We start from the raw sequence: 19,310 nt of genomic DNA, 5'->3' as shown, positions 1-19,310 counted from the left end.
GGCGGGGGCCCCCGGCCGGCGGCGGGGGGGGGGGTGGGGGGGGGGGCGGCGGGCCCGGCCCCCCCGCCCCCCCCCCCCCCCCCCCCCCCCCCCCCCCCCCCGCCCCCCCCCCCCCCCCGCGGCCGGCCGCCCATGCCGGTGGAGTGGTCCCGGCCGGTACAACAGTGATCTCGTCTGCCCATGTCTGACCGCTTTTGACCGCTTACGGGGTGTGACTCGGGCCACGCAGATTGGGCGTAACGCTCGCGGGAGCAGCGCGATGACCTAAGAGGTGACAGCCGCGGAGGGAATACGGACGCCATGACAGGCGCTGTGCATCTTCCCGGCCCCCGCCCGCTCCGTCGGCCCATCCCCAGGCCGGTGGTCGGCTCCTGTCCGCTGTGGACGGGGCCGGAAGCCGTTTTCCAACGTTCCGAGAGGTTGTTCGTGTCGGCCAGCACATCCCGTACGCTCCCGCCGGAGATCGCCGAGTCCGTCTCTGTCATGGCGCTCATTGAGCGGGGAAAGGCTGAGGGGCAGATCGCCGGCGACGATGTGCGTCGGGCCTTCGAAGCTGACCAGATTCCGGCCACTCAGTGGAAGAACGTACTGCGCAGCCTCAACCAGATCCTTGAGGAAGAGGGTGTGACGCTGATGGTCAGTGCAGCAGAGCCCAAGCGCACCCGAAAGAGCGTCGCAGCGAAGAGCCCGGCGAAGCGCACCGCCACCAAGACGGTCGCGGCGAAGACGGTGACCACCAGGAAGGCCACCGCCACCACGGCCGCCCCGGCCGTGCCCGCCGCCCCGGCAGCCGACGACCCCGCCGAGGAAGTCGCACCCGCCAAGAAGGCAGCAGCCAAGAAGACGACCGCCAAGAAGGCGGCCGCGAAGAAGACCGTCGCCAAGAAGACGGCCGCCAAGAAGACCACGGCCAAGTCGGACGACGCCGAGCTGGCCGAGGACGAGGTCCTCGAGGAAACCAAGGCCGCCGACGAGCCCGAGGGCACCGAGAATGCCGGCTTCGTACTCTCCGACGAGGACGAGGACGACGCTCCCGCCCAGCAGGTCGCCGCAGCCGGTGCCACAGCCGACCCGGTCAAGGACTACCTCAAGCAGATCGGCAAGGTCCCCCTGCTCAACGCCGAGCAGGAGGTCGAGCTGGCCAAGCGCATCGAGGCGGGTCTGTTCGCCGAGGACAAGCTGGCGAACGCCGACAAGCTCGCCCCGAAGCTGAAGCGCGAGCTGGAGATCATCGCCGAGGACGGCCGCCGCGCCAAGAACCACCTCCTGGAGGCCAACCTCCGTCTGGTGGTCTCCCTGGCCAAGCGGTACACCGGCCGCGGCATGCTCTTCCTGGACCTCATCCAGGAGGGCAACCTCGGTCTGATCCGCGCGGTGGAGAAGTTCGACTACACCAAGGGCTACAAGTTCTCCACGTACGCCACCTGGTGGATCCGTCAGGCGATCACCCGCGCCATGGCCGACCAGGCCCGCACCATCCGTATCCCGGTGCACATGGTCGAGGTCATCAACAAGCTCGCGCGCGTGCAGCGCCAGATGCTCCAGGACCTGGGCCGCGAGCCCACCCCGGAGGAGCTGGCCAAGGAACTCGACATGACCCCGGAGAAGGTCATCGAGGTCCAGAAGTACGGCCGCGAGCCCATCTCGCTCCACACCCCGCTGGGTGAGGACGGTGACAGCGAGTTCGGTGACCTCATCGAGGACTCCGAGGCCGTCGTCCCCGCCGACGCCGTCAGCTTCACGCTTCTGCAGGAGCAGCTGCACTCCGTTCTGGACACCCTGTCCGAGCGCGAGGCAGGCGTTGTCTCCATGCGTTTCGGTCTCACCGACGGTCAGCCGAAGACCCTCGACGAGATCGGCAAGGTCTACGGCGTGACGCGTGAGCGCATCCGTCAGATCGAGTCCAAGACCATGTCGAAGCTGCGCCACCCGTCGCGTTCGCAGGTGCTGCGCGACTACCTCGACTAGGTCCCGGTCGTACGACGACGAAGGCCCGGCTCCCCTCGCGGGAGCCGGGCCTTCGTGCTGCGCGCAGTCGTGCGGTGACTGACTCTGGGTGTTCCAGCACCACCGCAGAGTGAGGAGCATGCATGCGCCGTTCCATTGCCCGGGCCCTGATCCGGCCCCTGGTCCTGGCGGCCACCATGACCGCCATACCCCTGATGGGAGCTGCCCCGGCGACCGCCGACAGCGTGGTCGTAGGGGGTTTTCCGATAGAGATTTCGCAGGCGCCGTGGACCGTGGCGCTCTCCAGCCGTGACCGGTTCGGGGGTACGCGCGCGGGGCAGTTCTGCGGCGGCGTGGCGGTCTCCCGGACCACCGTGCTCACCGCGGCCCACTGCGTGGACGAGGAGGTCCTGGGAGCGCCTCCGAACGAGGCGCGCGACTTCAAGGTCATCGCAGGCCGCACGGACCTGCTGTCGGGTGAGGGCGAGGAGATCGCCGTACAGAGCACCCGGGTGAATCCGCGCTACAACCCGGTCACCAACTCCGGCGACTTCGCCGTGCTCACGCTTGCAGCACCGCTGCCGCAGAGTGCGGTCGTGGCCATGGCGTCGGCGGGCGATCCGGCATACAAGGCGGAGACACAGGCCCTGGTCTCCGGATGGGGCGACACGACGGGCGGCGGCACCTACGCGCATCGGCTCCACGCCGCACGCGTACGGGTGCTGGCCGACGATCTGTGTGCTCGTGCCTACCCGGGCGGCCTGGACGGCGCCTACCGGGCCGACTCCATGCTCTGCGCCGGAGAGGTCGCGGGCGGTCCGGACGCCTGTCAGGGCGACAGTGGCGGCCCTCTGGTGGCCTCAGGGCGGCTGATCGGGCTCGTTTCCTGGGGGAGCGGCTGTGGGCGCCCCGGTAGCCCTGGTGTCTACACGCGTGTGTCCGACGTCCTGCGCACGCTGAAACCGGCCCTCGCCGGTCCACAGAGGCCCCACAAGGGCACCTGAGGGACTGCGTAGGGCATGAGCACGGGCGGCCGCTCCTGGTGGTGAGGAGCGGCCGCCCGTTCGCTGGCCTGTGCCAGGGCTGGCTCGTCGTGGTGCGAGATGTCAGCGCTCTTCGTCGGAAGCGGAGCCAGGAGCGGTCGTCAGCCGCTCCGTCTCGTCCTGTATCTCGGCGGCGATCTTCTTGAGTTCCGGCTCGAACTTGCGACCGTGATGGGCGCAGAAGAGCAGTTCTCCGCCGCTGAGCAGGACCACGCGCAGGTATGCCTGGGCGCCGCAGCGGTCGCAGCGATCGGCGGCCGTCAGTGGGCTCGCGGGGGTCAGAACAGTAGTCACGTCGCCTCTTCTCTAGCTCGACGAGCTGTCGTACCAGGGTCAACATCCAACCAGCCCGAAAACGTTCCCGCTCGTGGCTTTTCCTCGAAAAAATCTTTCCGGGGCTGCTGTCTGCTGCCGGTTGGCGGCGAATGTGCCGTAGTGCGTGTCTTATGTGCTTACGGTTTCGCGCTGTCTTGGGTTCACGTCCTCCCGGCCGGGTTGCCGGTTGTTCATGAGGACGTGCCCGGAGCCTAAATGGTTCATGCCTCCAAGGGAACGTGATATGTACTTCACTCCATCGAGGGATCGAACATGCATGCGAGCCTGCACTAGGCTGACATCCAGACGAGGGTGGCGTTACAACGGCTCTACCAGGCCTCGGTACCCTCTGAGCGGCGACCGAAGCCGCCCCCTTACCCAAAAGGGGGTCACCTGAAATTCAGCGAGGAGCGAACCGCGTGACCGCCGATACGTCCGTGCCGTCCACAGCGCTGCTGGCAGGAGCAGACCGGGACGGTTCCAACTACACCGCGCGGCACCTGCTCGTCCTCGAGGGCCTCGAGGCCGTGCGCAAGCGCCCGGGCATGTACATCGGCTCGACCGACAGCCGCGGTCTGATGCACTGCCTGTGGGAGATCATCGACAACTCCGTGGACGAGGCCCTCGGTGGCTACTGCGACCACATCGACGTGATCCTCCACGACGACGGCTCCGTGGAGGTGCGGGACAACGGCCGCGGCATCCCCGTGGACGTGGAGCCCAAGACCGGCCTGTCCGGCGTCGAGGTCGTGATGACCAAGCTCCACGCCGGCGGCAAGTTCGGCGGCGGCTCCTACGCCGCCTCCGGTGGTCTGCACGGCGTGGGTGCCTCCGTGGTCAACGCGCTCTCGGCCCGTCTCGACGTCGAGGTGGACCGCAGCGGCCACACCCACGCCATCAGCTTCCGGCGTGGTGTGCCGGGCGCCTTCCGAGGAGACGGCCCGGACGCGAAGTTCGAGTCCAAGAGCGGGCTGGCCAAGGGCAAGAAGATCCCCAGGACCCGTACCGGTACGCGTGTGCGGTACTGGGCCGACCGGCAGATCTTCCTGAAGGACGCCAAGCTCTCCCTCGAGACGCTGCACCAGCGTGCCCGGCAGACCGCCTTCCTGGTGCCCGGCCTCACGATCGTCGTCCGCGACGAGTTCGGCCTCGGCGAGGGCGGCAGCAAGGGCGAGGAGTCCTTCCGCTTCGACGGCGGCATCAGCGAGTTCTGTGAGTACCTGGCCAGCGACAAGCCGGTGTGCGACGTCCTCCGCTTCTCGGGGCAGGGCACGTTCAAGGAGACCGTCCCGGTCCTGGACGAGCACGGCCAGATGACCCCCACCGAGGTCACGCGTGAGCTGGGCGTGGATGTCGCGATGCGCTGGGGCACGGGCTACGACACCACGCTGAGGTCCTTCGTCAACATCATCGCCACCCCCAAGGGCGGCACCCACGTGACCGGCTTCGAGCAGTCCATCACCCAGACGCTGAACGACGTGCTGCGCGCCAAGAAGATGCTGCGTGTGGCCGAGGACAACATCGTCAAGGACGACGCCCTCGAGGGTCTCACCGCCGTCGTCACCGTGCGCCTGGCCGAGCCGCAGTTCGAGGGGCAGACCAAGGAGGTCCTCGGTACCTCGGCGGCCCGCCGCATCGTGAACAACGTGGTCTCCAAGGAGCTGAAGGCGTTCCTGACCGCCACCAAGCGTGACGCGGCCGCCCAGGCCCGGGTCGTGCTGGAGAAGGCGGTCGCCGCCGCCCGTACGCGCGTCGCGGCCCGCCAGCACAAGGACGCCCAGCGGCGGAAGACCGCTCTGGAGTCCTCGTCCCTGCCGGCCAAGCTCGCCGACTGCCGCAGTGACGACGTCGACCGCAGTGAGCTGTTCATCGTCGAGGGCGACTCCGCGCTCGGCACGGCGAAGCTGGCCCGGAACTCCGAGTTCCAGGCGCTGCTGCCGATCCGGGGCAAGATCCTCAACGTGCAGCGGTCTTCGGTGACCGACATGCTCAAGAACGCCGAGTGCGGCGCGATCATCCAGGTCATAGGAGCCGGGTCGGGCCGTACGTTCGACATCGACGCGGCCCGCTACGGCAAGATCATCATGATGACCGACGCCGATGTGGACGGCTCCCACATCCGGTGCCTGCTGCTGACGCTGTTCCAGCGCTACATGCGGCCGATGGTCGAGGCGGGCCGGGTCTTCGCCGCGGTGCCGCCGCTGCACCGCGTCGAGCTGATCCAGCCGAAGAAGGGCCAGGACAAGTACGTCTACACGTACTCGGACCGTGAGCTGCGCGACAAGCTCATGGAGTTCCAGAGCAAGGGCATCCGGTACAAGGACTCCATCCAGCGCTACAAGGGTCTGGGCGAGATGGACGCCGACCAGCTGGCCGAGACCACGATGGACCCGCGCCACCGCACCCTGCGCCGGATCAACCTCTCCGACCTGGAGGCCGCCGAACAGGTCTTCGACCTGCTCATGGGCAACGACGTGGCGCCGCGCAAGGAGTTCATCTCCAGCTCGGCGGCGACACTGGACCGGTCGCGGATCGACGCGTAACCGCTGAGCCGGGCTTCGGCCGACCGGGCCGCTCACCAGGAGCGGGCCGGTCGGCCGGTGCGCGTGGTCGCTCCGTGCAGCGAACGCTCTCGGCCGGCCGCCCCGACCTCCCGAGCAGCGCCCCACCGCAGGCCTCTCCACCCGTGGGTGGAGGCAGGCCGGTCGCCGGATTCCACCCACGATCCACCCCTGCGCCGATCTCCTGACCTGCGCATTTCCGTAACTTCGAAGGCGTCGGAAGCACTCGCTCCCGACACCACCTTCCCGCTTACGGAGGCTGTGATGTCCGGGCTCGTCAACGTGTTGATGATCGTGGCCGTCGTCGCCGTGGTGGTCGTGCGGCAGTTCCGTGCCCGTGCGATCGACACCGACCGACGCTGGTGGCTGCTGCCCGTGATCCTCGCGGTCATGGCGTTGCGCGAGCCCGGCATACTCGACGCCCACCACCGCGCCGGATCCGCCGTGCTGCTCGCCGTGGAGGTGCTTATCGGCCTGGCCACGGGCGCCGGCTGGGCCTGGACCACCCGGATCTGGACGGCGTCGGACGGTGTCGTGTGGACCAAGAGCACCAAGGCCAGCGTCGTCGTCTGGCTCGTCGGCATCGCCCTCCGGGTCGGTGTCTTCGTCCTCGGCATGGCGTTCGGTGTGCACCAGGACAGCTCGGCGCTGATGCTCGGCCTCGCCGGCACCCTGCTCGTCCGTGCCGGGTTCCTGGTCTGGCGGGCCCGGTCCCTCGGCTCCGCGAGCCGCCCGGCCCCGGCGTACGGTGACGGCATGCGGTCGGCGTGGGAGGAGAGGGTGTGAAGGACAACGCCTGGACGCGCTGGCCGTCGCGAGAGGCGCTCGGCCGGGAGGGGACCAGCCGCCCCCGGCGCATGATCGCCTGGGCCGTCAGGCTGCTTGTGATCGCCCTGCTCCTGTGGAGCGCCTTCAGCCAGAAGCACGTCGGCATCTGGGGCGCGCTCGCGGCCGCGTCGGGAGTCGTGCTGGCCGGCATCGTTTCCTGGGCCTTCTTCCGCACCACCTACGAGCACCGACTGCTGCCGTCCCTGGGGCTCATCGGCGTGCTCCTGGGAATCGCGCTCGCGGCCCAGGCCACCGGGTTCAAAGGACCGGCCCTGCTGATCTGGTGCGGCTGCGGGGTCTCCGCCCTGGAGCGGATGCCCATCGCGGCCGCTCTGCCGGTGACGTCGGTGGCACTGGCCTCGTACTCCGCGTCCAACAACGACGTGTGGCTGACCACGGCCGCCACGGTGGCGGGCATGGCCCTCGCCGGATACGTCCTGCGACTGGACGCGGAGGCCCGGGGCGGCGCGCAGCGGCTGCTCGCCCAGGAGCGGGCCGCGAGGGCCGCCGAGGCGGAGTCGGCGGCGCTGGGCGAGCGGGCGAGGATCGCCCGGGAGATCCATGACGTGCTGGCCCACAGCCTCTCGGCACAGCTGGTCCACCTCGAGGCCGCCCGGCTGCTGATCGAGCGCGGCGCCGACCGGGAGCAGATCCTGGAGCGCGTGGTGGCGGCCCGGGGCATGGCCCGCGACGGCCTCGCCGAGACCCGGCAGGCGCTGTCCGCGCTGCGCGGCGAGCTGACCCCGCTGGAGGACTTCCTGACCGAACTCGTCAGCGGGTCCGACGGCGCCGAGGTCACCGTCACGGGTGAGCGCAGACCCCTGCCCGCCGAGGCGTCCCAGGCCGTGCGCCGGGTGGCGCAGGAGGCACTGACGAACGTCCGCAAGCACGCCCACGGCGCCAAGGTGCACCTGCGGCTCGACTACGGCCCGCACGAAGTGACCCTGGGTGTAAGGGACTCGGGCGGCCTGCCGGGCGAACTGACCGGGTCCGGCGGCGGGTACGGTCTGCTGGGGATGCGTGAGCGCGCCGAACTGCTGGGCGGCTCGCTCGACGCGGGGCCGGACGAGGAGGGGTTCCTGGTGACGTTGAAGGTGCCGGTATGACGGAGGCGGAGGGGGAGAGGAAGCCTGCGCGGGTGGTCGTCGCGGACGACCAGACCGTGGTGCGGGAAGGCATCGTGATGCTGCTCGGGCTGCTGCCCGGTGTGGAGGTCGTGGGTTCCGCGGGGGACGGCGAGGAGGCCGTGCGGCTGGTCGGGGAACTCGCCCCCGACGTGATCCTGATGGACCTGCGGATGCCCCGCTGCGACGGCGTGGAGGCCACGCGCCGGATCCGGGCCCGGTACCCGGGGACCCAGGTCGTGGTGCTCACCACGTACGCGGACGACGAGTCGCTGTTCCCCGCGCTGCACGCGGGAGCCCGGGGCTATCTCACCAAGGACGCGGGTGGCGACGAGATCGTGCGCGCCGTGGAGAGCGTCCTGTCGGGGGACGCGGGACTGTCGCCGAGCGTCCAGCGCCGACTGCTGGAGCGGCTGTCGGAGCCCGAGCCCAAGCCGGCCGAGGCCGAGGCGCCCGACGGGCTGACCGCGCGGGAGACCGAGGTCCTGGTGCTGATCGGCGAGGGGCTGAGCAACCAGGAGATCGCCCGCAAGCTGCACGTCTCCACCGCGACGGTGAAGACACACATCAACAACCTCTTCGCCAAGACGGGCCTCAAGGACCGGGCGCAGGCGGTGCGGTACGCGTACGGGAAGGGACTGGTGCGGCCCCGCGCCGAGTGAGTCACCTGATGGGGTGAAGAGCCGAGGGAAGAAGAGTCAGGGAACTTCCCGATCTGTCCATCCTTGGACATGCAGTCAAGCAACGGTCGTGCCCGCGGAGCCGGGGACGGTTCCGGGGACCCGGCCGAGAGCCAGGAAGACCCCGGCACGGTGTCCCGCGACGCGAGGTACGAGGACCCTTGGTACGACGCCCTGGCCACCGGCTGGGGCGAGCTGGACGGCGCCGGTGCGCCGGCACGGGCCGTACCGTCCGCGCGCGGGGAGCAGGACCCAGCGGATCTTCGCGCTCGTAACGTGTACGTCGAGGTGCAGCGCAGCGAGGCCTTCCAGGAGGTGCGCAGCAGGTACCGGCGGTTCGTGGTGCCGGGGGCCGCCGCCTTCCTCGCGTGGTACGTGGGGTACGTGGTCACTGCGACGACCGCTCCCGGCCTCATGGCCCGTCCCGTGGTGGGAGCGGTGAACGTGGCGATGCTGGCGGGGCTCGGGCAGTTCCTGACCACGTTCCTGTTCACCTGGGCCTACGCCCGGCATGCGCGGCTGCGCCGGGACCGGGCGGCGCTGGAGCTGCGCTGGGACACCCAGGAACTGACGCGCGGAGCCCGGGGAGGCGCCTCGTGACCGGCGATCACCAGATGCTGGCACTCATGCTGTTCAGCAGTTTCGTGGCCGTCACCCTCGGGATCACGACATGGGTGAGTCGCAGGCGGCAGGGTTCGGCGGAGGAGTTCTACGCCGGCGGGCGGCTCTTCTCCCCGATGGAGAATGGTTTTGCCATCGCGGGCGACTACATGTCGGCCGCCTCCTTCCTGGGGGTCACCGGGCTCATCGCGCTGTTCGGCTACGACGGGCTGCTGTATGTGGTGGGCTTCCTCGTGGCCTGGCTGGTCGTGCTGTTCCTGGTGGCTGAACTGGTGCGCAACTGCGGGCGGTTCACCCTGGCCGACGTGGTGGCCGCCCGGATGAGCGAGCGGCCGGTGCGAATCGCCGCGGGAACTTCCTCGGTCACGGTGTCCGTTCTGTATTTGGTGGCGCAAATGGTGGGCGCGGGCAGCCTGGTGGCGTTGCTGCTGGGGCGGACGAGCGGGGCGGCCCAGGCCTGGACGGTCATCGGCGTGGGCGCGCTGATGGTGATCTATGTGTCCCTGGGAGGCATGCGGGCCACCACCTGGATCCAGATCGTGAAGGCGGTCCTGCTGCTCGGTGGGACGGTCGTGCTGACCGCGCTGGTGCTGGTGCGGTTCCACGGCGACTTCGACCGGCTGCTGGTCACGGCCGCGGAGCGCAGTGGTCACGGGAGCGCGTTCCTGGCGCCGGGACTGAAGTACGGCGGCAGCTGGACCGCCCGACTCGACTTCATCAGTCTGGGGCTCGCGCTGGTGCTGGGAACGGCAGGGCTGCCGCACATCCTGTCCCGCTTCTACACGGTGCCCACCGCGCGGGCGGCCCGTCGCTCGGCGGTGTGGTCCATCGGGCTGATCGGCGGCTTCTACCTGATGACGGTCGTCCTCGGCTTCGGGGCCGCCGCCGTGGTGGGGCCGGACGCCGTGAGCCGCTCGAACGCGTCCGGGAACACAGCGGTACCCCTGCTGGCGCTCGATCTGGGCGGCGGCGCCGGTTCCACCGGTGGAACGGTTCTGTTCGCGGTCGTCGCAGCCGTCGCCTTCGCGACGATCCTCGCGGTGGTCGCCGGGATCACCCTCGCCTCCTCGGCGTCCGTGGCGCACGATCTGTACGCGTCGCTGCGGCGGCGGCACGTCAAGGCGCGCAGTGAGGTGGCGGTGGCGCGGGTCGCGGCGGTCGGTATCGGCGTCGTCGCGATCGCCCTGGGTCTGCTGGCCCGCGACCTCAACGTCGCCTTCCTGGTGGGCCTCGCCTTCGCCGTGGCCGCGTCCGCGAACCTCCCGGCGCTGCTCTACTCGCTGTTCTGGCGTGCCTTCACCACACGCGGTGCGGTGTGGGCCGTCTACGGCGGGCTGATTCCCGCGCTAGGTCTGGTGCTCCTGTCCCCGGTGGTGTCCGGCAGCCCGGACTCGCTCTTCCCGGACGTCGACTTCCAGTACTTCCCTTTGCAGAACCCGGGCATCGTCTCCATCCCGCTCGGCTTCCTCGCCGGCTGGCTGGGCACCGTCACCTCGGAGGAGTCCGCGGACGAGGCCAAGTACGCGGAGACCGAGGTGCGGTCGCTGACCGGGGCGGGAGCCGTCTAGCCGGCGGCGTCCGCACGGCCGTGGCCCGGCAGACGGCCACCCGGCCGCCCTACGGCGCCACCCACGCGTACCGGTGTTCCGGGCGGCCGGTGTCGCCGTACTTCAGCGAGAGGCGGAGGCGGCCCGCCTGTTCCAGGTGGCGGAGGTAGCGCTGGGCCGTGGAGCGGCTCAGGCCGGTTCGGGCGGCGACCTCGTGGGCCGACAGCGGCTGGTCCGCGTGGTGCAGGACGCCGCAGATGAGGTCCGTCGTGGGCTCCGAGTGGCCGCTGGGCAGGCCCGGCGCGGACGGCGCGGGAGACGTACGCAGGGCGCCGAAGATCCGGTCGACCTGTTCCTGGCCCGTCAGACCCCGGCCGCCCACCCGGTCGACGGTGCGGCGCAGGGCCGCGTAGGAGTCCAGCCGGGTGCGCAGGGCGGCGAAGGTGAAGGGTTTGACCAGGTAGTGCAGGGCGCCCAGCCGCATCGCCTGCTGCACGGTCGTCACGTCGCTGGCCGCCGTGATCATGATGACGTCGGTGCCGTGGCCCTGCTCCCGCATGCGGTGGACGAGTTCGAGGCCGGTCAGGTCCGGCAGGTAGTGGTCGAGCAGGACGAGGTCGATGGCGCGGCGTTCGACGGCGGCCAGGGCCTGGGCGGCGCTGTGCGCGCGGGCGGTCACCCGGAAGCCGGGAACCTTCCCCACGTACTTGGCGTTTATCTCAGCGACGCGGAAGTCGTCGTCCACCACCAGGACGTCAATCATCAGGCCTCTCCTTCAAGGCCGGCGAGCGTTAAGCCCGTGTTTCGTGCTCCGCAGTTGTAGCGCGAGCAAAATGAGCACAACAGGCTCTTGCGAGCAAAAGAACAGCTTGTGCTCACAAGACTGCAGCTGTGGCCGGGGCCACACCTACCGTCCCGGCCCATGAGCACAGACACCAGCCCCGCCATCGAGCTACGGGGCGCGAGCAAAACCTTCAGGACCCCGTCGGGGGGTCTGCACACGGCCGTGCGCGACCTGGACCTCACCGTGCGGCGTGGCGAGTTCGTGGCCGTCGTCGGACCCACCGGCTGCGGGAAGTCCACCACGCTGACCCTCGTCAGCGGCCTGGAGGAGCCCACCGAGGGCGAGGTGCTGGTGGCCGGGCAGCCGGTCGACGGCGTCGGCGACAAGGTCGGCTTCGTCTTCCAGCAGGACGCCACCTTCCCCTGGCGGACGGTCCTGTCCAACGTCATGGCCGGCCCCCGCTTCCGGGGCGTGCCCAAGGCGGAGGCCAGGCAGAAGGCCCGCGAGTGGCTGGCCCGTGTCGGACTCGCGGCCTTCGAGGACCGCTACCCGCACCAGCTCTCCGGCGGCCAGCGCAAGCGTGTCGCCCTCGCCGCCACCTTCGTCAACGACCCCGAGATCCTGCTCATGGACGAGCCGTTCTCGGCGCTCGACGTGCAGACCCGCGCGCTGATGTCGGACGAACTGCTGGAGCTGTGGGAGGGCACCGGCGCCTCCGTCGTCTTCGTCACCCACGACCTCGAGGAGTCCATCGCGCTGGCCGACAAGGTCGTCGTGATGACCGCCGGGCCCGCGACCGTGAAGCAGGTCTTCGACATCGACCTGCCGCGGCCGCGCAAGGTCGAGTCGGTGCGCCTGGAGCCGCGGTTCATCGAGATCTACCGCGAGATCTGGGAGTCCCTCGGCGAAGAGGTCCGCATCACCCGCGAGAGGGGTGCCGCGAATGTCGCCTGACGTCATGCCCGAGGCCCAGGTCGCGCTGACCATGACCGAGCCCGGCAACAAGACGGACCGTACGCAGTCACGCGTGCGCGCCGCCCGCAGACGCAAGGCCGTCGTCATGGGCGCCCGCGTACTGCTCCTGATCGCCGTCCTCGGCCTCTGGGAGGCGCTCTCCCGGGCCAAGACCATCGATCCGTTCAACTTCTCGATGCCCTCGAAGATCTGGGACCAGATCTGGACCTGGGTGATGCACGGGACCGCCCAGGGCTCCCTCGGCGAGCAGATCTGGGCCACGGTCCACGAGGCACTGCTCGGCTGGGTGCTCGGCGTGGTCGCCGGTGTCGTGTGCGGTATCGCCCTCGGGCGGATCGCCTTCCTCGCCGACGTCCTCGGTCCGTACATCAAGGTGCTCAACTCGATACCCAGGATCGTCCTTGCCCCGATCTTCGTGATCTGGTTCGGACTCGGCCCCGCCTCCAAGGTCGCGTCGGCCGTGGTGCTGGTGTTCTTCCCGGTGTTCTTCAACGCCTTCCAGGGCGCCCGTGAAGTCGACCGCAACCTGGTCTCCAACGCCCGGATCCTCGGCGCGAGCGACCGCAGGGTGACGCTCCAGGTGGTCATCCCGTCGGCCACCTCGTGGATCTTCACCAGCCTCCACGTCAGCTTCGGCTTCGCCCTCATCGGCGCCATCGTCGGCGAGTACATCGGCGCGACCAAGGGCATCGGCCTGCTCGTCGCGCAGTCGCAGGGCACCTTCAACGCGGCCGGCGTCTACGCCGCGATGGTCATCCTCGCCGCCGTCGCCCTCGTCGCCGAAGGGCTGCTCACCTTCGCCGAGCGCCGCATCTTCCGGTGGAAGCCGTCGGGCTCCGACAGCTGAACGCCCCCGAGCCACCCCCCCCTTGCGAACGCTTCTCCGAGCCACCCCCCTTTCCCCGCACCGCCCTCTCACAAGGACGTGAACCGCCATGCGCAAGTCCGCCAGATACACCACCCTGGCCGCCGCCGGTCTGCTCGCCCTCTCCTCCCTCACCGCCTGTGCCAGTGACGCGGCGAGCACCGCCTCGGCCGGCTCCGGCAGCAAGGGCGACGGCAAGGGGACGAAGGTCAAGATCATGGTCGGTGGCCTCGACAAGGTCATCTACCTGCCCGCGATGCTCACCCAGCGGCTCGGCTACTTCGACACCGAGGGCCTCGACGTGGAGCTGCTGAGCGAGCCCGCCGGCGTCCAGGCCGAGACCGCGCTCGTCTCCGGCCAGGTGCAGGGGGCGGTCGGCTTCTACGACCACACCCTCGACCTCCAGGTGAAGGGCAAGTCCGTGGAGTCCGTGGTGCAGTTCTCGCACGCACCCGGCGAGGTCGAGGTCGTCTCCGACAAGGCGGCGGGCGACATCACGTCACCCAAGGACTTCAAGGGGAAGAAGCTCGGCGTCACCGGTCTCGGATCCTCGACCGACTTCCTCACCAAGTACCTCGCCGTCAAGAACGGCGTGAAGGTCAGCGAGTTCACCCCGGTCGCCGTCGGTGCCGGACCGACCTTCATCTCGGCGCTCCAGCAGGGCGCGATCGACGGCGGCATGACCACCGACCCGACCGTCGCCACCATCCTGGACAAGAAGGCCGGCAAGGTCCTCCTCGACATGCGCACCCCCGAGGGCTCACAGGAGGCGCTGGGCGGGCCGTACCCGTCGTCGAGCCTGTACATGCAGACGGACTGGGTCAACAGCCACAAGGACACCGTCCAGAAGTTGGCCAATGCATTCGTCAAGACGCTCAAGTGGATGTCCACCCACAGCGCGGACGAGATCGCGGCCAAGATGCCCGCCGACTACTCCCAGGGCGACAAGGCGCTCTACGCCGCGGCGATCAAGAGCACGCTGCCGATGTTCACCAAGGACGGCGTGATGCCCGCGAACGGCCCCGAGACCGTCGAGAAGGTCCTCAAGTCGTTCAACCCCGCCATCCAGAACGCCAAGGTGGACCTGAGCAAGACGTTCACGACCGAGTTCGTCGAGAAGGCGGCCGAGTGACGGCTCGCTGACGCCCGCTCAGGCGCGGGTCGCCCACACGTAACGGTGTTCCGGGCGGCCCGCGTCGCCGTATTTGAGGGTCAGCCGGGCTCGTCCCGTGCGCTCCAGGAGCTTGAGGTAGCGCTGGGCGGTCTGACGACTCACCCCGGTCCGCTCGGCGATCTCCTGGGCGGACAGCGGCCCCTCGGCGCTCATCAGGGACTGGCGCACCAGCTCGGCCGTGGTGGGGGAGTGCCCCTTGGGCAGCTGCGGCTCCGACGGCGCCGACAGGGCGCCGAAGATGCGGTCCACCTCGGCCTGTTCGGCCTCGCCGCCGCCGTCCAGCGTGCGGCGCAGCCGGGCGTACGCCTCCAGCTTGGCCCGCAGCCCGGCGAAGGCGAACGGCTTCACCAGGTACTGCAGGGCGCCGTGCCGCATGGCCGCCTGGACGGTCGACACGTCCCGCGCGGCCGTCACCATGATCACGTCGGTCTGGTGGCCGCGCCGGCGCATCTCCTGGACGACCGCGAGCCCGGTGTCGTCGGGCAGGTAGTGGTCCATGAGGACCAGGTCGAGCCGCGGGAGCGTCTCCAGCCGGCGCAGCGCCTCGGCCGCGTTGTGCGCCTCAGCGGCCACATGGAAGCCGGGCACCTTCTCGACGTAGGCGGCGTTGACCCGAGCGACCCGCACGTCGTCGTCCACGACCAGGACCTCGATCATCGCGCCTCCTCCTCGGCGGCGGTGGGAACATCCCCGGGGGCCGGCTCCCCGGGCCCCGTGAGGACCGGCTGCCCGGACCCCGTGAGGGCCGGTTCCGGCTCGGTCAGTGCCTCGGGCAGGACGACCGTGAACTCCGCGCCTCCGCCGTCCGCCGCGCCCACCTCCGCGCTCCCGCCCTGCCGTTCGGCGAGCCGGCGCACCAGCGAGAGCCCGAGGCCCCGCTTGCCGTGCGCGGGCGGCTTCTTGGTGGACCACCCCTCCGTGAAGATCAACTCACGTTGGTCCTCCGGGATCCCGGGCCCGGTGTCGTGCACGCGGAGGACGACCGTACGGCCCTCGGTGCGCAACTCGACCTCCACGCGCGCGTGCGGAGTGCCCGCGACCGCGTCGAGCGCGTTGTCCACGAGATTGCCCACGACCGTGACCAGACCCCGGGGGTCGATCAGCCGGTCCGGGAGCCGGGTGCGCTCCGACACCCACAGGGCGACCCCCCGTTCGGCCGCCACGGTCGCCTTGCCGACCAGCAGGGCGGCGAGCAGTGGGTCCTGGATCTTCTCGGTGACCTGCTCGGCGGTGACCCGGTGGTCCCCGACGACCTCGCCGACGAACTCCACGGCGTCGTCGTACATCTCCAGTTCCAGCAGCCCGAGCAGGGTGTGCATGCGGTTGGCGTGCTCGTGGTCCTGGGCACGCAGGGCGTCGATCAGGCCGCGCGTGGAGTCGAGTTCGCGGCCCAGCTGCTCCAGTTCGGTGCGGTCGCGCAGGGTGGCCACGGCGCCGCCGTCGTCCGTGGGCATGCGGTTGGCGACCAGGACGCGCTGGCCGCGCACGGTCAGAAGGTCGGTGCCGGTCACCCGCCCGGCCAGGACGTCCGCCGTACGACCCTCGCCCAGCGCTTCGTCCAGGGACTTGCCGACGGCCTCGTCGCCGATGCCCAGCAGCCGCCGTGCCTCGTCGTTGAACAGCCGGATGCGGCCGCCGCGGTCGAGGGCGACCACGCCCTCGCGGATGCCGTGCAGCATCGCCTCGCGCTCCGCGAGCAGCGCCGCGATGTCCGAGAAGGCCAGGTCCCGGGTCTGCCGCTGCACCCGCCGGGAGATCAGCCAGGCGGCCAGCGCGCCCACCGCGAGAGCACCGCCGGCGTAGGCGAACAGCCCCGGGATCGCGCCGATCAGCCGGGCGCGCACGCTGTCGTACGCGATACCGACCGAGACCGCCCCGATGATCCGGTGGTCGGCGTCGTACAGGGGCACCTTGCCACGGGCCGAGCGGCCCAGGGTGCCCTTGTCGATCTCCATGACCTCCTTGCCGGCCAGGGCGTCGCGCGGGTCGGTGGAGACGGGGCGGCCGATCTCGCTCGGGGTGGGATGCGACCAACGGATCTTTCGCCGGTCCAGCACCACGATGTACTCGGCGTTCGTGGCGTGCCGGATCCGCTCGGCCTCCTGCTGCACCGGGCCGTTCCTGGTCGGCGGGGTGTGCTCGACGCCCTCGGCGATCTGCGGGTCCTGTGCCGTGGTCTGGGCGATGGCCAGCGCGCGGCGCATCGCCTCCTGGTCCAGCTGTTTGCTCAGCGGAGCCAGGAAGAGCCCGGTCGCGAGTACCGCGACCCCCGCGGCGATCGCCACCTGCATCAGCAGCACCTGCGAGAAGACCCGCCGGGGCAGGCCGAGGCGCAGGCGGCGTGCGGGGGGAGTGGGGCTCATACCCACGACGGTACGTGGGGGGACGGCTGTGGCCGTAGCGGGTGTGGCGTGGGTCTCTTGACCATTTCTTGAAGAAGCGGGTGGCGGGGTTCTTGGAGCAGCGGCCCCTGGAGCGGTCCGGATCAGCTCGCCAGTGCCGTCGTCCGCAACTCGCGCACGGCCACCACGTCCATCCGCGCCGGCGTCCCGAGCACCGCCGCGCCGCAGCTCTCCGGGCGCGGCGGCAGGGACGCGCCCTGGGCCACGGTGACGAGCCAGTGGCGGCCGTCGGTGTGGGCGACCACGACCTCCCAGCGCGGTGCCCTGCCCTCGGTCCGTACGACCCTCAGCGCGCCCGCCGCGTACTCGCCCGCCGTCGAGCGCACGGCCAGCTCGGCCGCCTGGCCGGGCCGGTCCCAGGCGGAGCACCCGCGGCACCCCTCGACCACCACGCGGCCCTCCTGGACCCCGTGCAGCGCCTCCTTGATGGTTCGCGCCTCCGCGCGGCCGTACGCGTAGCCGTACGGCAGGACGAGCACCGTGGGTGAGAAGCGATGACCACCCAGATGGGTGACCTCCCAGACGCCCCGCACACCGGACGAGGCCAGCTCTGCGGCGAGGGGGCGGCCCAGGAGGGCGCAGCAGCGGTCGCGCTTGCCGTTGGTGCACACGAGCGCGAGCGGGTCGCCCGGGTGCGGCCGGCCGCCCAGCGCCGTGCCGAAGGAACGGTGGTCGCCCGCGCCCAGGGCGGCGAAGTCGAGGCCGAGCAGCCGGTACGGATCGCTGGTGGTGGCTCTGTGCAGCCAGCCGGTCCCGGGGACGGTGTGGGCCACGTACACCTGCCGGGGCGCGGGCGTGCCGGGGTCGGCGTGACGGCCGGGGCGCCGGATCAGCGCGACGCGGACACCGGTTCCCTCGGCGGCGGCCTCCAGGGCACGGCCCAGCGCGGGGTCCAGATGGCTCGAAGTGAGTGCCTTGACGCCCCACGGGCCGGGCTGTTCCAGCAGCAGCCACGTCGTCGCCGTGGCAGCCGTTCCGGAAACGGGCTCGTCCAGGCTCCGGGAGACGGTCGCACACCTACTCACAGAGGTGAGCCTAACCTGACTTTGCCCGGGGTGACTTCCGGCCGTGCCCGTGCCCTACTCCGGGAGGGGCTGCGGAGGGCGCGGACCGACGTAGTGACCGCTGGGGCGCATGCGCAGCGGACGCTCGCCGTACTCCTCCAGGGCGTGGGCGATCCAGCCCGCCGTACGCGCCACGGCGAAGATGGTCTCGCCGGCCGTGGCGGGCATGCCGCAGGAGGCGGTGAACACGGCGAGGGCCAGGTCGACGTTGGCGTGCAGCGGGGCGTGGCGCGCGGTCGTGGCGACGATGTCGCGGGCCGCGAGCAGGGCGGGTTCCGCTCGCGGGAGTTGCTCCAGGAGGCCGAACAAGACCCGCGCGCGCGGGTCTTCGCCGGCGTAGAGGCGGTGACCGAGTCCGGGGACACGACGTCCCGCGCGCAGCTCGTCCGCGATCACCGGGACGGCGGTGCCCTGGTCGAGGACGTCGAGCAGCATCCGGTGGGCCAGGCCGCTGGCGGCGCCGTGCAACGGCCCCTCCAGGACGCCGAGTCCGGCCGAGACGGCCGCGTAGGCGTGCGCGCGGGCCGAGGCGGCGACCCGGACGGCGAGCGTGGAGGCGGCCAGGTCGTGGTCGACGAGCAGGGCGAGGGCGGTGTCCAGGACGCGCAGTGCCGCCTCGTCGGCGGGGCGTCCGGTCAGCCGGCCCCACAGCCGGTGGGCCAGCGGGCCGTCGTCCTTGGGGCCGTGCAGGACCGGCGGCAGCGCGGCGACGAGCGTGGGGATGAGGGTGCGCGCCGTGCCCAGCACGGCCTCCTCGGACAGGTCGAAGCGCAGCGGGTCCTCGGCCGCCGCGGCGATCGCCGCCACCCGCAGCCGGTCGGTGGGGGAGGTGTGCTCGGGCAGGGCGCGCACGGCGTGTCGGGCGACCTCTACGGTCTCCTCGGGCGCGGTGAAGGTCGCGCCCCGTGTCATCCGGCCCGTCCACAGCCACTCCGCGACCTCCTCGTAGGAGTGGCGGGTGGCCAGTTCCGTGGCGTCGACGCCACGGAAGTAGTACCGGTCCTTGTCGATGAAGGTGAGCCGGGTCCGGACGGACAGATCCCCGCCGGATCCCGGACTCCCCGCCGCTTCCCGCCGGTTGCGCCGGGCGAGGGCCTCGACTTCGCGCGCCTCGAAGGTGCTGGCGCGCCCGCCCGGCTCGCGCGTGCTGCTGAGCAGGCCGCGGCTCACGTAGGCGTACACCGTCTCCGGCTTCACGCCGAGCAGTTCGGCGGTCTCCTTGGTGGTCAGCCTTCGCCCGGGACGGTCGGGAACGGCTTCGTGATCGCGCATGGAGGTCACGGTAGCCGCCTCTGCACACCTTGATGACAATACATTGATTAGATCAACGTTGACAGGGATGTCGTCAAGCATGGACAGTCGGATCAAGTCCAGGGAGGA

The 19,310-nt window shown here is 70.7% G+C and carries 17 protein-coding genes; 11 read left to right on the top strand and 6 right to left on the bottom strand.

Annotated elements, in window-relative coordinates; all coding sequences use genetic code 11:
- Positions 1-426 precede the first annotated feature (426 nt).
- Together ACIRVH_RS27825 and ACIRVH_RS27820 are read left to right on the top strand one after the other, a co-directional pair.
- Complete coding sequence (locus ACIRVH_RS27825; RefSeq protein ID WP_403958335.1) at positions 427-1,968, top strand: RNA polymerase sigma factor; 1,542 nt, start codon at positions 427-429, stop codon at positions 1,966-1,968.
- A 122-nt stretch (positions 1,969-2,090) separates the two neighbouring features.
- Entirely contained in the window at positions 2,091-2,951 is an 861-nt protein-coding gene (locus tag ACIRVH_RS27820) for a serine protease (protein WP_403958332.1), read from the top strand.
- 102 nt (positions 2,952-3,053) lie between these two features.
- Here the strand turns inward: ACIRVH_RS27820 and ACIRVH_RS27815 are convergent, their stop codons facing one another.
- The gene (locus ACIRVH_RS27815; RefSeq protein ID WP_403958330.1) at positions 3,054-3,284 is read right to left on the bottom strand and encodes a hypothetical protein; all 231 of its coding nucleotides are present in this window, start codon (positions 3,282-3,284) and stop codon (positions 3,054-3,056) included.
- A 440-nt stretch (positions 3,285-3,724) separates the two neighbouring features.
- Here ACIRVH_RS27815 and ACIRVH_RS27810 point away from each other — a divergent pair, with 440 nt between their 5' ends.
- The 6 genes from ACIRVH_RS27810 to ACIRVH_RS27785 all read left to right on the top strand — a co-directional run bounded on the left by ACIRVH_RS27810 (position 3,725) and on the right by ACIRVH_RS27785 (position 10,687).
- Complete coding sequence (locus tag ACIRVH_RS27810) at positions 3,725-5,848, top strand: type IIA DNA topoisomerase subunit B (protein WP_403958327.1); 2,124 nt, start codon at positions 3,725-3,727, stop codon at positions 5,846-5,848.
- 282 nt (positions 5,849-6,130) lie between these two features.
- On the top strand, positions 6,131-6,652 hold the full coding sequence (locus ACIRVH_RS27805; RefSeq protein ID WP_403958324.1) for a DUF1453 domain-containing protein: 522 nt from the start codon (positions 6,131-6,133) through the stop codon (positions 6,650-6,652).
- On the top strand, positions 6,649-7,800 hold the full coding sequence (locus ACIRVH_RS27800; RefSeq protein WP_403958321.1) for a histidine kinase: 1,152 nt from the start codon (positions 6,649-6,651) through the stop codon (positions 7,798-7,800). The genes ACIRVH_RS27805 and ACIRVH_RS27800 overlap by 4 nt, the downstream gene beginning before the upstream one ends.
- Positions 7,797-8,480 carry a response regulator gene (locus tag ACIRVH_RS27795; RefSeq protein WP_403958318.1) on the top strand — a complete coding sequence of 228 codons (684 nt, stop codon included), beginning with the start codon at positions 7,797-7,799 and terminating at the stop codon, positions 8,478-8,480. Before ACIRVH_RS27800 ends, ACIRVH_RS27795 begins: the two co-directional genes overlap by 4 nt.
- A gap of 69 nt (positions 8,481-8,549) precedes the next feature.
- The gene (locus ACIRVH_RS27790) at positions 8,550-9,098 is read left to right on the top strand and encodes a DUF485 domain-containing protein (protein ID WP_403958315.1); all 549 of its coding nucleotides are present in this window, start codon (positions 8,550-8,552) and stop codon (positions 9,096-9,098) included.
- Positions 9,095-10,687: a cation acetate symporter gene (locus ACIRVH_RS27785; protein WP_403958313.1), complete on the top strand. Its 1,593-nt coding sequence runs from the start codon at positions 9,095-9,097 to the stop codon at positions 10,685-10,687. Before ACIRVH_RS27790 ends, ACIRVH_RS27785 begins: the two co-directional genes overlap by 4 nt.
- Positions 10,688-10,736: 49 nt before the next feature.
- Here the strand turns inward: ACIRVH_RS27785 and ACIRVH_RS27780 are convergent, their stop codons facing one another.
- Entirely contained in the window at positions 10,737-11,429 is a 693-nt protein-coding gene (locus ACIRVH_RS27780; RefSeq protein ID WP_403958310.1) for a response regulator, read from the bottom strand.
- Positions 11,430-11,588: 159 nt separating this feature from the next.
- Here ACIRVH_RS27780 and ACIRVH_RS27775 point away from each other — a divergent pair, with 159 nt between their 5' ends.
- The 3 genes from ACIRVH_RS27775 to ACIRVH_RS27765 all read left to right on the top strand — a co-directional run bounded on the left by ACIRVH_RS27775 (position 11,589) and on the right by ACIRVH_RS27765 (position 14,422).
- Positions 11,589-12,404, top strand: a complete 816-nt coding sequence (locus ACIRVH_RS27775) for an ABC transporter ATP-binding protein (RefSeq protein WP_386575892.1) — start codon at positions 11,589-11,591, stop codon at positions 12,402-12,404.
- On the top strand, positions 12,394-13,272 hold the full coding sequence (locus ACIRVH_RS27770) for an ABC transporter permease (protein ID WP_403958307.1): 879 nt from the start codon (positions 12,394-12,396) through the stop codon (positions 13,270-13,272). Before ACIRVH_RS27775 ends, ACIRVH_RS27770 begins: the two co-directional genes overlap by 11 nt.
- A gap of 88 nt (positions 13,273-13,360) precedes the next feature.
- Positions 13,361-14,422: an ABC transporter substrate-binding protein gene (locus ACIRVH_RS27765; protein ID WP_403958304.1), complete on the top strand. Its 1,062-nt coding sequence runs from the start codon at positions 13,361-13,363 to the stop codon at positions 14,420-14,422.
- A gap of 18 nt (positions 14,423-14,440) precedes the next feature.
- Here the strand turns inward: ACIRVH_RS27765 and ACIRVH_RS27760 are convergent, their stop codons facing one another.
- The 4 genes from ACIRVH_RS27760 to ACIRVH_RS27745 all read right to left on the bottom strand — a co-directional run bounded on the left by ACIRVH_RS27760 (position 14,441) and on the right by ACIRVH_RS27745 (position 19,202).
- Entirely contained in the window at positions 14,441-15,121 is a 681-nt protein-coding gene (locus ACIRVH_RS27760) for a response regulator (RefSeq protein WP_403958301.1), read from the bottom strand.
- Positions 15,118-16,827: an ATP-binding protein gene (locus tag ACIRVH_RS27755; RefSeq protein WP_403958299.1), complete on the bottom strand. Its 1,710-nt coding sequence runs from the start codon at positions 16,825-16,827 to the stop codon at positions 15,118-15,120. Before ACIRVH_RS27755 ends, ACIRVH_RS27760 begins: the two co-directional genes overlap by 4 nt.
- 122 nt (positions 16,828-16,949) lie before the next feature.
- A complete protein-coding gene (locus tag ACIRVH_RS27750) occupies positions 16,950-17,891 on the bottom strand; it encodes a sucrase ferredoxin (protein WP_403958296.1) in 942 nt (313 codons plus the stop codon).
- Between the two features lie 54 nt (positions 17,892-17,945).
- Positions 17,946-19,202 carry a citrate synthase gene (locus ACIRVH_RS27745; RefSeq protein WP_403958294.1) on the bottom strand — a complete coding sequence of 419 codons (1,257 nt, stop codon included), beginning with the start codon at positions 19,200-19,202 and terminating at the stop codon, positions 17,946-17,948.
- Positions 19,203-19,310: the final 108 nt, after the last annotated feature.

The organism is Streptomyces sp. NPDC101165 (assembly GCF_044768135.1).
In the GTDB taxonomy this organism is placed as follows: domain Bacteria; phylum Actinomycetota; class Actinomycetes; order Streptomycetales; family Streptomycetaceae; genus Streptomyces.
Note: the sequence above shows the minus strand (reverse complement) of the source record. Positions and strands in the feature narration are given on the sequence as shown.

Excerpts from the sequence above, each read along its gene's own strand:
- ACIRVH_RS27820 (WP_403958332.1), top strand. The coding sequence starts at position 2,091 with ATGCGCCGTTCCATTGCCCGGGCCCTGATCCGGCCCCTGGTCCTGGCG.
- ACIRVH_RS27805 (WP_403958324.1), top strand. The coding sequence starts at position 6,131 with ATGTCCGGGCTCGTCAACGTGTTGATGATCGTGGCCGTCGTCGCCGTG.
- ACIRVH_RS27795 (WP_403958318.1), top strand. The coding sequence starts at position 7,797 with ATGACGGAGGCGGAGGGGGAGAGGAAGCCTGCGCGGGTGGTCGTCGCG.
- ACIRVH_RS27790 (WP_403958315.1), top strand. The coding sequence starts at position 8,550 with ATGCAGTCAAGCAACGGTCGTGCCCGCGGAGCCGGGGACGGTTCCGGG.
- ACIRVH_RS27780 (WP_403958310.1), bottom strand. The coding sequence starts at position 11,429 with ATGATTGACGTCCTGGTGGTGGACGACGACTTCCGCGTCGCTGAGATA.
- ACIRVH_RS27775 (WP_386575892.1), top strand. The coding sequence starts at position 11,589 with ATGAGCACAGACACCAGCCCCGCCATCGAGCTACGGGGCGCGAGCAAA.
- ACIRVH_RS27770 (WP_403958307.1), top strand. The coding sequence starts at position 12,394 with ATGTCGCCTGACGTCATGCCCGAGGCCCAGGTCGCGCTGACCATGACC.
- ACIRVH_RS27765 (WP_403958304.1), top strand. The coding sequence starts at position 13,361 with ATGCGCAAGTCCGCCAGATACACCACCCTGGCCGCCGCCGGTCTGCTC.
- ACIRVH_RS27760 (WP_403958301.1), bottom strand. The coding sequence starts at position 15,121 with ATGATCGAGGTCCTGGTCGTGGACGACGACGTGCGGGTCGCTCGGGTC.
- ACIRVH_RS27755 (WP_403958299.1), bottom strand. The coding sequence starts at position 16,827 with ATGAGCCCCACTCCCCCCGCACGCCGCCTGCGCCTCGGCCTGCCCCGG.
- ACIRVH_RS27745 (WP_403958294.1), bottom strand. The coding sequence starts at position 19,202 with ATGCGCGATCACGAAGCCGTTCCCGACCGTCCCGGGCGAAGGCTGACC.